Below are 12,694 nucleotides of genomic sequence, written 5' to 3' on the forward strand. Positions count from 1 at the left end.
CATAATGCGTCTTAGGGCGTTATTATGGGTTGTTGTCTTGTAGGCAGTTATTAATGTTATGGTCCATGCCGAGAGCGGGTTCACGTTCGGTATTGCGTCCCACTACTTTGGCTGGCACACCCGCTACCGTGGTGTGGCGTTCAACCGCTTCCAATACCACACTGCCTGCGCCGACTTTTGAGCCTTCTCCGATTTCAATGTTGCCAAGAATTTTGGCGCCGGCACCAATCAAGACGCCAGAGCGTATTTTGGGGTGACGATCGCCATGCTCTTTTCCTGTTCCGCCCAATGTAACGGATTGCAAAATAGACACATTGTCTTCGATAACGCAGGTTTCCCCCACGACCAATCCCGTTGCATGGTCAAGCATGATGCCTGAACCAATGGTTGCTGCAGGGTGAATGTCGATACTAAACACCATGGACATTTGACCCTGCAAATACAAAGCTAGGCTCTTGCGGTTATTTTTCCACAGCCAGTTAGCCACTCGGTAGGTTTGCAGAGCATGGAAGCCTTTAAAAAATAACAGTGGTGTCGTCAAGGTATCACAAGCGGCATCGCGTTCTTTTATGGCTAAAATGTCTTGCTCGATGCATTTGACAATGCCAGAGTGAGGGTCGGCCATGGCTTCTTCAAAAACTTCACGTAACACCATGGCGGGAATAGAAAGGCTGTCCATCTTACTGGCCAATAAAAAGCTTAATGCCGAACACAGTGTTTCATGACGTAAAATGGTGGTGTTAAAAAGACTGGCAAGTATCGGTTCGTCTTGGGCGAGCTTTGCCGCTTCCGCTTGGAGGGATTGCCATAAGTTGTCAGAGGTCACTGCACTGTGCATTGTTATACTCAAGGGGTATTCACCTATATTGATTCACGTTTAGAATGTAGGTTATAAGGTTAGGGTTAAACATTACAAGGGGCAATGAGAAGATTGTCTAAAAAGTTGGAGATAACATGTCTAAAAAAAATGTTGCTGATGCGCTACACATTTTCTATGAACTGAACGCTGTTTTTTCAGATGCCTACTGGGAAACCAACAACATTAATCAGAAAGATCGCTTTTTTGCGATGAAAAGTATATTACAAGATGAGTTAGATGAGTTGCATAAGTTGAGTCTACAAGATCATATGTACCCTTATGAGCCTATTAATCCTAGTCTTATGCAACTGAGCGATAAGTTACGTGCTCTGCTGCCAGATCTAAATGACTATGTGTATCGGCCTCAAACATCATTGCGTTTTGCTGAGTTAATTCCCAGTGCTTGTGAGTTGTTTGAGTTGTAAAAACAATATTAAGACGGCCCGACAACACACTGTTCTCTATTGAAGTCGGGCCAGTCTTGTTTGTATTTTAGGATAAAGGTGTCTGGCTACGTTTTAACTCACGAATGACAAATCGACTCGGATGCAAAGCATGGCTAATTTTTTGCTCTAAAGGCGAGGGTGTACCCAAAATTAAGCTGGCAATATAACTGCCACTGAGGGGAGTGGAAGTTAACCCTCTGGAACCGTGGCCTATATTGAGATACAGCTGATTAATGGGGTCAGCTATGTCAGTGCTTTGCCATTTCGCGTTTTTGCTTAAGGGGGCATAACAGTCTAGATAGCGTTTTTGCGACAAAGCAGGCCCTACAATGGGAGTATAATCTGGCACAGCACACCGGAAAGAGACACGCCCACCACAGTCCTCTGTCGAAAACGTGTTTTTGGGTGTTTCTAGCAGACTTTCTAAAATGGACAAGTTACGCTGATGGCCTTCTTTTCTTACCGTTATGTCGTTATCTTGTAAGTCGTAAGTCGAACCGAAATGCAGTAAACCATCCACAGAAGGCGAGACGTAACCAAATTCGCACAGCACCTTATCAAAGTCTATTTTGTCACGCGTTTCGCCCATCGACTGACACGCCTTTTTGGCTTTTTCCACCTCAAGAAATGATACCTGACCGCGAATTGGGTAAGCAGGGGTATCGGGTGCCGCATCGACTGTTTCTGTGTCGTTCGCGGTGCACAGCACCACATGAGAAAATGAATGCGTGTGACCATTTGAGGAGGCGTTCCAGCCGGTGGTTTGACCTTCCTCTTGAACGGGGGATAAGCTGTCGAGGGCTGTATTGAGACGCACTGTGATCTTGTCATGCGCCAACAGAGTTTCACACAAGCGAGTCAAAATCACCCAGCCTGAGAGTGGTAAAAACAAGCTCCCCGTTCGGTCTGTTGACGCCTGCAAAATACTGTCTGGGTACAGGGCTTTTTTCAGTAGACCATGAAAACGCTCGGCTTCTTTGTCATTTTTCGGAATTTGAATTAGGCCGCATTGATCCCAGAAATACTTTTCCTTGTCCAGTTTGTTGTACAGACGCGTTGCGTAGAGATAAGCTGTCAAATAGAAACGGTTAACAGGGGTGTCTTGTGCCGCCAATTTTGGGTAAAGCATACCTTGAGGGTTACCCGATGCACCACAGGCAATGTGATCTCCCTTGTCCCAAACGGTTACTTTGACACCTTGTGAGGCAAGAGCAAAGGCGGTGTGAGCACCCGCTAGTCCAGCACCCACTACCAAAACATGTGTTACCTGAGCAGGAGTATCTTGTCGTACATTAAACCAGGGCTGGCCTTGCGACATGCGTTGCGTGAGCGAGGCGTCATCTTTGGCCAATAAGCCAACGGTCATGTCGCGCTTGATACCAAAGCCTTTGACTTTTTTGACTTCAAACCCCGCATTCTGCAACCCACGACGTACTATGCCCGCCGCGGTAAACGTTGAGCAGGTAGTGCCTGGGTGGCTGAGTCGTCTGATATGGCGAAATAAGGTGTCGCTCCACATGTCGGGGTTTTTACTAGGTGCAAAGCCATCCAAAAACCAAGCGTCAACATCGGCGTCCATTGCAGCAAAGCCGGTTTCTGCTTCGCCAAACCACAATGTCAACTGGATACGCCCTTCTTCTAGCTCAATGCGATGAAGTCCGTGGCACACTTCAGGGTAAGCCTCAATCAAGGGGCGGCTGAATGTGTCAAGAGACGGCCACATGCGCAAGGCCTGAGCTAGCATGGCTTTAGTGAGCGGGTATTTTTCAACCGAAATAAAGTGAAGCTGTTTATCTTTTGGTGCGTGCTCAAGAAAAGCTTGCCAGGTACAGAGAAAATTCAGTCCTGTACCGAAGCCGGTCTCAGCAATAACGAAAGCGTTTTTGTGTTGTGTGTTCCAGCGCTCAATAAGCTGATTGTGTTTAATAAACACATAGCGCGTTTCTTCTAACCCCGATTCCTTGTCAAAATAAACATCATCGAATGCATTAGAATGTGGCGCGCCATCGTCTGCCCAGCTTAACGCAGGAGGGGTGAGGCGATAGCTAGTTAACACGGGTAACGCTCTCGATGATCACGGGTGTTTTCGGGACGTTTTTGTACGGGCCAACAGTGCCTGTAGCAACCGAAGCGATGTCATCTACGATGTCCATGCCGGTGATGACTTGACCAAATACCGTATAGCCTGCACCACCACGGGCGCCATGATTCAGAAATGCATTGTCTACGTGGTTAATAAAAAACTGCGACGTTGCACTGTTTGGATCTTGAGTACGCGCCATAGCAAGGGTGCCACGATTATTAGCCAGGCCATTTTCACCTTCATAGGCCACAGCACGACGTGTTTTTTTGCGTTCGAGTGCTTCTGTAAAACCACCACCTTGCACCATAAAGCCACGCATCACTCGATGAAAAATGGTGTTGTTGTAAAAGCCATCGTCCGCATAGCGAAGAAAGTTTTCCACCGTTTTGGGCGCTGCTTCATCATTTAAATCAACGCGAATTGTGCCTTGATTGGTGATGATATCCACTTCCGTTGCCTGTATTTGGGTGCAAAAAGCCAATAAAGCTAAGCCAGTAATAAGAGATTTACGCATGTATTGCTTCCTTAATAGGTGAAGGTCGAATAATGTGACGCATTTACCCCTGATTTTACCGGAGAAAAGAGAAATGCGAACGGCCATTGTCGAAATTGAATATTGTACCTTATGCCGTTGGATGTTGCGTGCGGCTTGGTTGTCACAAGAGCTGTTAACCACATTCGATGATGATATAAAAAGTGTGACCTTGTTACCAACGCAAGGGGGTATTTTTAAGGTAAGAGTGAATGGTCAGCAGATTTGGTGTCGAAAAGAAGAAGAGGGGTTTCCTGAAGCGAAAGTGCTCAAGCAAAGAATGCGTGATGTGATTGACCCAGAAAGAGACCTTGGTCATTCTGATGTGAAAGTGAATAAATCATAATGTGCACAGGAGACGCCACCAGAACAGGTGGTGCTCTTGTGCCTATTATCTGTTTTGTACGGCGGTAAAGTGTTTAGTTGGGGAAAACTTGTTTGAAAGGTTTGACTATCACCTGTTGATAGACACCTGCATCGATATAAGGATCGGCATCAGCCCAAGCTTGCGCTTCTTCAAGGCTTGCAAACTCGGCCACGACCACACTGCCCGTAAAGCCCGCATCGCCTGGATTATCAGAGTCAATGGCCGGGTTTGGCCCTGCCAGTACTAGGCGACCTTCGTTTTGTAGGGCTTGTAAACGAGCCAAATGCGCAGGACGTGCTTGCAGACGATCATTCAGGCTGTTGGCAACATCTTCGCCGACAATAGAGTAAAGCATGATGATTCCTTATGGTTGAATCAGTGAAAACTTATAAAAGATTAAAAGAGCAACCCAAGTAAATAGTATTTACATATAAAAACCAATGTGGGTATGCTGATACAATAATAACCATCATTCCTTTTGAAGAACAGTCTGTCTATGCCCGAAGCTGCAAGTTACCGAAAAGTCGATTTACACACTCACTCGCAGCGCTCTGATGGCCATTTTTCGCCAACTGAACTGGTTGATCTCGCTGTAGAGCAAGGCGTTGAGGTGTTTGCTTTAACCGACCACGATACCCTTGATGGCTTGGTAGAAGCACAGCAAAGAGCCAATGCGCAGAATATGATTTTTATTAATGGAGTAGAGCTGTCAACACAATGGCAAGGGATTCCTCTGCACATGGTGGCGCTCAACTTTTCAATGGATAATGAAGCGCTTATTCGTGTCGTGGCGCAGAATCAAGCGATTCGTTTAGATCGTGCTCGTCGAATTGCCGATTTATTGGTAAAACAGGGTTTGCCAGACTTATTCGACGAAGCGATCAAGTTGGCGGGAGAGAGTCAACTTGGTCGACCGCATTTTGCCAATTTACTGGTTGAAAAAGGTTTTGTGAAAGACACTAACAAGGCGTTTGATCGTTATTTAGGCAATAAAAAATTAGGGCAGCTAAGGGATGTTTGGCCAGAACTGGAAGCCGTATTGAGTGCGCTGTCAGGGCAAGGTATAGAGCTGGTGCTTGCACATCCTAAGCGTTACCATTTAACGGTTACAAAACTAAAGCGTCTGTTAGGGGATTTTAAAAAGTGGGGCGGTACGGGAATTGAAGTCGCTTCTGGCAACGAACGTCCAGATAATGTGCGTTTGCTGGAGCGTCTGTCAAGAGAGTTTGGTTTAACCGCCTCGGTTGGCAGTGACTACCATGGTCCTTATGGGCCTTGGATGCAGGTGGGTAAATTTACACAAATAAAAGAAAGTGAGGTGGATCTGGTATGGCAATCTTGGGTTTAGTTCAGTTTTAAATCGGTTATGATGATTTTTATAACAATGGAGACAACACCGTGAGCCAGTTTTTTCAGATACACCCAGAGACACCTCAAACACGTCTTATTAAGCAGGCGGCCGAAGTGATCCGCAATGGGGGCGTTATTGCTTACCCAACAGATTGTGGTTACTCGCTTGGTTGCCAATTAAGTGACAAAAATGCACAAGACCGTATTCGTGCCATTCGTCGTTTAGATGACAAGCATAACTTCACGCTTGTGTGCCGAGATTTGTCAGAAATTTCAACATATGCACGTTTTGATAATCGCCTTTATCGATTGTTAAAAAATAATACCCCGGGACCTTATACCTTTATTTTTAATGCGACGTCAGAAGTGCCAAGACGCTTAATGCACCCAAAAAGAAAAACCATTGGTATACGTATCCCCAAAAATAATATCGTCTCGGCTTTGCTAGAAGAACTGAGTGAGCCCATCATGAGTGTGTCACTTATCCTTCCTGGTGAGACAGACACCATGACAGACCCCTACGATATCCGTGACACCCTTGAGCATGCATTAGACTTGGTCATTGATGGTGGCTTTTGTGGTATGGAGCCGACCACAGTCGTTAAAATGGACGCAGACAGTATTGAGGTGGTTCGAGTGGGAGCGGGTAATCCTAAGCCGTTTGAGTAAATTGTTTGATATTGCGCTGTCATGGCCCATGCTGTGTGGCATATAATGCGGAAAATAGTCAATTAACATTATTAAAATGGGTTGCTGAGAAGCATTCCTACTAAGAGGTTCGTAATGGACGAGAAGTTACAAAAAGTATTAGCAAGAGCTGGCCAAGGTTCACGTCGCGAAATGGAGAATCGTATTCGTGAAGGTCGAGTATTGGTCAATGGCGAAGTCGCAACACTAGGCGATCGCGTCAGTATTAAAGACGCCATCACCATAGATGGTTATGCGATTGTGGCGACGGAAGCCGGTGAAAATCGTCGAGTGATTATTTACAACAAGCCAGAAGGCGAGGTGTGTACACGAAAAGACCCAGAAGGGCGTCCCACCGTATTTGAAAAATTGCCTAAGTTACGCGGTGAGCGCTGGATTGCAGTGGGTCGTTTAGACATCAACACCTCAGGTTTGTTACTTTTCACAACAGACGGCGAGTTAGCGAATCGTCTGATGCACCCATCAACAGAAATTGACCGTGAATACTTGGTTCGAGTGATGGGCGAAGTAACGGATGACAATTTAGCCGCATTGAAAAAAGGCGTGATCCTTGACGATGGCGTTGCTAAGTTTACCGATATCGTTGATGGCGGCGGTGAAGGGATTAACCGTTGGTTCTACGTCTGTTTAATGGAAGGTCGTAACCGTGAGGTGCGTCGACTTTGGGAGTCGCAGGGCGTTAAAGTAAACCGTCTAAAACGTGTCCGCTTCGGTCCTGTGTTCCTGCCATCAAAAGCAAAAGTGGGTCGTTGGGTAGAAATGGAAGACGCTGAAGTGAATGCGTTATGTTCCATGGTTGATCTGAAATTGTCTGAGTTAAAACCAAAAACACAGCAACAAAAAGCCGATTTAAAACGCCACAAAAATAAAGCCACTGCGGGTGGTGCTCGTCGTGCCCCTAAAGGTTTTGATTGGCAAAGTAATGATAAGCCTGAGTTTAAACCGAAAAAACCAGGCAAAAGATCGTTTCGATAGTTTCACGGGGTTGGAGTAGCAATTAAATGATTCGTTGGGTAGTGGCCGTATTGGTGGTGTTCGTCATTGGCTTTCTTGTTTATGTGAACATGAACAACAAGATGCCAGAAGGGTTAGGGACAACAGAGGGGTTGTTAAAGCTATGTCCAGCGTCTCCTAATTGTGTGTCAACGCAAGCATCACCCGACGATGTCGATCATTATATTGATCCTATTGTTTATACTGGAGACGCCAAAGAAACTCAGTTAGCGATTGAGGCCTTTATGCTGGATCAAGACAATGCACGTATCGTCAGTCATACTTTGGGTTATGTACATTTTGAGGTAACAAGCCAACTGATAGGTTACGTAGACGATGTTGAGTTTTATTTTCCAGAAGCCGACAGCGTTGTGCATGTGCGTTCTGCGTCCCGAGTGGGGTACTCCGATCTCGGTGTGAATCGTAAAAGAGTTGCGCAAGTTCGCGCCATGTTAGGTGAGTAGCGAGCACCGATTAATTTATTATTGGCTCTTATGAAAATAGCCAGTGCGACGAGGAAATTGCATGAGTTTGGTCGACCATAAAACCATTTTAATTGTAGAAGATGATGAACGTTTAGCGTTACTGACCCAAGAATATTTGCAGAAAAATGGCTTTACTGTCTCTATTGAGGCTGATGGGCGCAAAGCCATTTCACGTATTATCACTGAGCAACCGTCATTGGTTGTGTTGGATCTGATGTTGCCTGGCGCAGACGGCTTTACGGTGTGTCGTAGCGTGCGTAACGAGTACAAGGGGCCTATCCTGATGTTGACCGCTCGCAGCGATGACGTTGACCAAATATTAGGTTTAGAAATCGGTGCCGATGATTACGTCTCTAAACCAGCAAAACCTCGAGTCTTACTGGCTAGAGTGCAATCTTTACTGCGCCGTAGCACACAAGATGTTGATATTGCAGTGGCGGATTCTAAAGCAGACCAAACGCTGACGTTTGGCCCATTGACCATTGATAATTCGCGACGTGAAGCTTGGTTAAACGAGGAAGAAGTTGAACTGACAAGTGCAGAGTTTGATTTGCTATGGCTCTTGTCCAGCAGCGCCGGTCGTATTTTGAGTCGAGAAGAAATCTTCAGTGAGTTACGTGGTATAGAATACGACGGTCAAGATCGCTCTGTGGATGTTCGTGTGTCTAGAATACGCTCTAAAATTGGTGATGATCCTATTCACCCGCGTCGTATCAAGACAATCCGCAGTAAAGGTTATTTGTTTGTAAAAGAAGTATAAGCATTTGATTCAGACTGAAATGCGACGTTTATACCGCAATCTAGTGATTGGTGGTGTTGCGATTACCCTTTTTTGTTATGGCATCATGTCCTTTAGTCATAATCGATTCGACGACTATCAAACCAAACGTTTGTTGTCGTTGGATGCTCAGTTAAGTGCTGTTTTGCTTATGTCAGGCGGGGCGCAGAGTTTACCTGAATCTCAGTTTACTTGGTCGACTCCTGTCTCTGAGCCACTTGCTCTTTCTGCTATTAAAAAGTCTATTTCCTCTGTCCGTATTGTGTCGACCTCAAGTGGCTATGATCAAGCAGAGTTTACTGCTTGGCCTGCCTTGGTGGGCAGTGCCAAGCAAAAAGCCTTTGTGTTCCGTGTTGCGCCCCTGATGACACGATTTTTAACCACAGATACTCTAAGTTATGAAGATAAAAAACAGCTTTTATCGGCTATGTCCTGTGTTTTAACGGTTGCGCCTTCAGTCGATTACAGTGAATTTCCTATCGGCGTGAGTGTGGTTCAAGATAAACATGGACAACCGGGTTTTATATGGAAAGACGCTGCCCAACCGCCCATGCATTTTACCGTCCTACAAGAGAGCGTTCTTTCCTTGCCCCTGATTATGGTGCTTGTAGTAGGGCTTGGCATGGTGCTGATGATCTTGTTTATTTGGCGTGAGCTTGCGTCTTTAGATGTTAAACGTAAAAAGTTTGAAAGCATTACCCGACAGATCGCACGCGGTCGTAGTGGTTTGACAAAAGAGATTCCAGACAGCAGCGGGACGCTTAAAGAACTGGCTTATTCTTTTGACTCTATGTCATCGCATATTCAGCGTCTGCTAAAAGTGCAACGTGAAATGATTAACGCGATTTCTCATGAACTAAGAACGCCTATTGCGCGTCTGCGTTTTGGCCTTGAGATGGTGAAAGACGAAGTGGATGATGGCGTATTAACAACCATAGAGGCATTGGAAGGTGATGTTGAGGAGTTAAATACCCTAGTAGATGAGGTGTTAACTTACGGTAAGTTAGAAGACGGTTCATTAGAGTTAAGCTTCAAAGAAGTGCCTATCCATCAAATTGTGGAGGGTATTTTGCAGCATAATCATTTGTTGCTACAGCATCTAAAAGTTGAGGTCAGCATAGAGAAAAGCGACTTAGTGTTGGCGGACGAACATCATTTAAATCGTGCTTTGCAAAACCTGATCTTAAATGCGGCTAAGTACGCCAATAGCCGCATCGCGTTGACGTTTTTTTGTGATGATGAGCGTTGGCAGTTAGACATCGAAGATGATGGCCCAGGCATTCCTCTTGAAGACAGAGATAAGGTGTTTATTCCTTTTCAGCGACTCGACAACAGTCGAACAAGAGCGTCGGGAGGATATGGTCTAGGGTTGGCGATCGTACAGCGTATTGCGTTTTGGCACGGTGGTGCTGTGTTAATTGAAGAAAGTCAGTTTGGTGGTGCAAAGTTTCGTTTTATTTGGTCCCGCAACCAGCATCAGAAGACGCTTTCTTGATGCTGGTAGTGTTTTATATCGTGATATAAAGTGCTGCTTATCGTTAGAGTTCAGGCGCCAGAATACCTTTTAAGTTTTTAAAGCAGGTTTTCGAGGCCGTGCTAATCAAATCTTCCATGTAAGCGTTTTCACGCTGATCTTTTCGAATAGCGATGTAGAGTTTACACCACACACCTTCCTCTCCCAGTGACTTTGTGATGACGTATTGTCTATTGGTGTACTCGGTTAATGCCCAATTAGGAATGCAACAAATCCCTCGGCCACTTGCCACCAGCTGCATCATCATTAACGTTAATTCACTGTGTCGGATCTTTGCCGGTGATACACCTGCTGGGCTTAAAAAGTGCTTAAAAATATCGAGTCGATCAATTTCAACGGGATAGGTGATCAGGGTTTCTTTTTCGAAGTCCTGTGGCGTCAAAAAATCTTTTTTGGCCAACGGGTGGTGTCGCGACAGGGCAACTTGAGACTCATATTGAAATAGGGGAATGTACTCAATATTTGGAATGTCTTGAGGGTCTGAAGTGACCACCAAATCCAGATCACCACGGGCGAGAGCAGGTAATGGCATAAAGCCAAACGCCGTGGATAAATCCAGCTCTACATCGGGCCAATGTTCACGAAAATGGTCAATGGTTGGCATGAGCCATTCGTAGCAACTGTGGCATTCGATGGCAATATGAAGTCGCCCACTTTCTCCTTCGGCAAAGCGTTGAATATCCCGTTGAGCAGAGCGGAAGGAAGGTAAAACATCGTCAGCTAATTGCAATAATCTCAACCCCGCGCTGGTAAAACGAACGGGCTTGGTTTTACGTATAAACAAGGGACAACCAAGCTTTTCTTCTAGATCTTTAAGCTGGTGAGACAGCGCCGATTGTGTTAAGTGAACGCGCTCCGCGGCCTCAACAAGACTGCCTGTTTCGCGCAGTGCTGATAACGTTTTTAGGTGCCTAACTTCGATAATGCTCATAATGGTTCACATTGAATGATGGGGTTCAACCGATCAGGTACAAAAAAAGCCCGCAAAGCAATAGGCTCTGCGGGCTTAGGTCGTGTTTTAGCGACAGAGTAAAAACTCTAACAAGGCTTTTTGCGCATGCAGACGATTTTCTGCTTCGTCCCATACGACGCTGTCAGAGCGATCCATCACGTCAGCAGACACTTCTTCGCCACGGTGTGCAGGCAAACAATGCATAAACAAAGCGTCTTGATTGGCCTGTGCCATTAAGTTGGCGTTGACTTGAAAACCATCGAAGTCCTTGACGCGCTGGTCTTGTTCGTCTTCTTGACCCATCGAGGCAAACACATCCGTGACGATCAAATCGGCATTTTGTGCGGCTTCTTGTGCATCGTGTAGCACGGTGACGCGGTCACTATGTTCTGCCAATAATTCGGCGTTTGGTTCGTAACCTGCTGGGCAGGCAACGACTAACTGAAAGTTCAACAGCGCCGCTGCGTTAATGTAGGAATGACACATATTATTGCCGTCACCGACCCATACGACTTTTTTACCCTCAATTGAACCTCGGTGTTCTTGGTAGGTCTGCATGTCAGCCAACAGTTGGCATGGGTGATAATCATCGGTTAAGGCGTTGATAACAGGTACAGAGGAATATTTCGCAAACGTTTCAACCGTCTCATGGTCGAATGTTCTAATCATTACCGCATCGACCATGCTGGAGATAACGCGTGCGCTGTCTTCAACCGGTTCGCCACGCCCAAGTTGCGTATCACGAGAAGAAAGAAACAATGCGTGGCCGCCAAATTGTGCCATACCTGCTTCGAAAGAGACGCGCGTTCGGGTCGAAGACTTCTCAAAGATCATCGCTAAAACACGGCCCTTTAATGGCTGGAATAAGGTGCCTTCTCGATGAATTTTCTTAAGCTCAGAGGCTCGACGTAGTAACTGCTTTAACTCATCAGAAGTAAGATCCTTCAAAGTAAGAAAATGTCTTGGCGACACGCGATTGCTCCTTAATGGTCTTTCGAAAAAATAATCTGTCAATTTAATACACTCAGGTGGGTGAGTAAAGGGCTAGGATCAATAGAAAGTCTTAAGGAAAGCCGCTTGTTGGGGTTGTAAACAGCCCCTTAGACCCAATAAACTGACATCAGTTGAGATAAGTACGAAAGATAAATGCAAAACAGTTCGTCCTGAGTTGCTCTTGTCGTACATTAATCGCCCTAATGAGATGTCTTTTAAGACTGAGGTTTTCATCATGAGTAATACAATCGAGACAATTAAAGAGCAAATTAGCAGTAATGATATTCTGCTATACATGAAAGGAAATCCACGTGCACCACAATGTGGTTTTTCTTCTCAAGCCGTTCAAGCGTTGATGTCGTGTGGCGAGCGTTTTGCTTTTGTTAATATTTTAGACAACCCAGATATTCGCGCTGAGTTGCCAAAATACGCTAACTGGCCAACTTTTCCACAACTTTGGATAAAAGGCGAGTTAGTGGGTGGTTGTGACATTATTGTAGAAATGGCCGGAAATGGTGAGTTGCAAACGCTAATCAATGACGCTGTCGGTACAACAGAAGGTTAATGGTTTTTTGTACGACGGATTAACGTCGAACAATAACGGTTAACATTGC

Annotated in this window: 15 protein-coding genes; 9 read left to right on the forward strand and 6 right to left on the reverse strand. The window is 45.5% G+C overall.

Annotation, left to right across the window (positions count from 1 at the left end; genetic code table 11):
* Positions 1-22: 22 nt before the first annotated feature.
* Positions 23-838: a serine O-acetyltransferase gene (gene cysE / locus LG368_RS08825; protein ID WP_226754413.1), complete on the reverse strand. Its 816-nt coding sequence runs from the start codon at positions 836-838 to the stop codon at positions 23-25.
* Between the two features lie 116 nt (positions 839-954).
* Between cysE and LG368_RS08830 the strand changes: the two genes are divergently transcribed.
* Positions 955-1,284 carry a hypothetical protein gene (locus LG368_RS08830; RefSeq protein WP_226754370.1) on the forward strand — a complete coding sequence of 110 codons (330 nt, stop codon included), beginning with the start codon at positions 955-957 and terminating at the stop codon, positions 1,282-1,284.
* Positions 1,285-1,351: 67 nt separating this feature from the next.
* On the opposite strand, the gene mnmC is transcribed toward LG368_RS08830, so the two are convergent.
* Complete coding sequence (gene mnmC / locus LG368_RS08835; protein ID WP_226754371.1) at positions 1,352-3,361, reverse strand: bifunctional tRNA (5-methylaminomethyl-2-thiouridine)(34)-methyltransferase MnmC2/FAD-dependent 5-carboxymethylaminomethyl-2-thiouridine(34) oxidoreductase MnmC1; 2,010 nt, start codon at positions 3,359-3,361, stop codon at positions 1,352-1,354.
* On the reverse strand, positions 3,351-3,902 hold the full coding sequence (locus LG368_RS08840; protein WP_226754372.1) for a peptidylprolyl isomerase: 552 nt from the start codon (positions 3,900-3,902) through the stop codon (positions 3,351-3,353). The genes mnmC and LG368_RS08840 overlap by 11 nt, the downstream gene beginning before the upstream one ends.
* Before the next feature lie 73 nt (positions 3,903-3,975).
* On the opposite strand from LG368_RS08840, the gene LG368_RS08845 reads away from it, so the two are divergent.
* Positions 3,976-4,266, forward strand: coding sequence for an Rdx family protein (locus LG368_RS08845; protein ID WP_226754414.1), 291 nt, complete (start codon positions 3,976-3,978; stop codon positions 4,264-4,266).
* Between the two features lie 73 nt (positions 4,267-4,339).
* On the opposite strand, the gene LG368_RS08850 is transcribed toward LG368_RS08845, so the two are convergent.
* Positions 4,340-4,642 (reverse strand): YciI family protein, encoded by a 303-nt coding sequence (locus LG368_RS08850; protein WP_226754373.1) that lies wholly within the window; start codon positions 4,640-4,642, stop codon positions 4,340-4,342.
* 141 nt (positions 4,643-4,783) lie between these two features.
* Between LG368_RS08850 and LG368_RS08855 the strand changes: the two genes are divergently transcribed.
* From LG368_RS08855 to LG368_RS08880, 6 genes are all read left to right on the forward strand, one after another.
* Positions 4,784-5,635 carry a PHP domain-containing protein gene (locus tag LG368_RS08855; protein WP_226754374.1) on the forward strand — a complete coding sequence of 284 codons (852 nt, stop codon included), beginning with the start codon at positions 4,784-4,786 and terminating at the stop codon, positions 5,633-5,635.
* A 50-nt stretch (positions 5,636-5,685) separates the two neighbouring features.
* Positions 5,686-6,306 (forward strand): L-threonylcarbamoyladenylate synthase, encoded by a 621-nt coding sequence (locus LG368_RS08860; RefSeq protein ID WP_226754375.1) that lies wholly within the window; start codon positions 5,686-5,688, stop codon positions 6,304-6,306.
* A gap of 114 nt (positions 6,307-6,420) precedes the next feature.
* Positions 6,421-7,320, forward strand: a complete 900-nt coding sequence (gene rluB, locus LG368_RS08865; protein WP_226754376.1) for a 23S rRNA pseudouridine(2605) synthase RluB — start codon at positions 6,421-6,423, stop codon at positions 7,318-7,320.
* Positions 7,321-7,346: 26 nt separating this feature from the next.
* Positions 7,347-7,802 (forward strand): DUF1499 domain-containing protein, encoded by a 456-nt coding sequence (locus LG368_RS08870; RefSeq protein WP_226754377.1) that lies wholly within the window; start codon positions 7,347-7,349, stop codon positions 7,800-7,802.
* Between the two features lie 61 nt (positions 7,803-7,863).
* Positions 7,864-8,583 (forward strand): response regulator, encoded by a 720-nt coding sequence (locus LG368_RS08875; RefSeq protein WP_226754378.1) that lies wholly within the window; start codon positions 7,864-7,866, stop codon positions 8,581-8,583.
* Between the two features lie 4 nt (positions 8,584-8,587).
* A complete protein-coding gene (locus tag LG368_RS08880) occupies positions 8,588-10,096 on the forward strand; it encodes an ATP-binding protein (protein WP_226754379.1) in 1,509 nt (502 codons plus the stop codon).
* A 43-nt stretch (positions 10,097-10,139) separates the two neighbouring features.
* Here LG368_RS08880 and LG368_RS08885 read toward each other — a convergent pair whose 3' ends face one another.
* On the reverse strand, positions 10,140-11,066 hold the full coding sequence (locus LG368_RS08885) for a LysR family transcriptional regulator (RefSeq protein ID WP_264194016.1): 927 nt from the start codon (positions 11,064-11,066) through the stop codon (positions 10,140-10,142).
* Between the two features lie 87 nt (positions 11,067-11,153).
* Positions 11,154-12,059 carry an ornithine carbamoyltransferase gene (gene argF, locus LG368_RS08890; protein ID WP_226754380.1) on the reverse strand — a complete coding sequence of 302 codons (906 nt, stop codon included), beginning with the start codon at positions 12,057-12,059 and terminating at the stop codon, positions 11,154-11,156.
* Between the two features lie 256 nt (positions 12,060-12,315).
* Here argF and grxD point away from each other — a divergent pair, with 256 nt between their 5' ends.
* Positions 12,316-12,645, forward strand: a complete 330-nt coding sequence (grxD, locus tag LG368_RS08895; protein WP_226754381.1) for a Grx4 family monothiol glutaredoxin — start codon at positions 12,316-12,318, stop codon at positions 12,643-12,645.
* The last annotated feature ends 49 nt before the right edge of the window (positions 12,646-12,694 follow it).

The organism is Marinomonas algarum (genome assembly GCF_020532605.1).
Classification (GTDB): Bacteria; Pseudomonadota; Gammaproteobacteria; order Pseudomonadales; family Marinomonadaceae; genus Marinomonas; species Marinomonas algarum.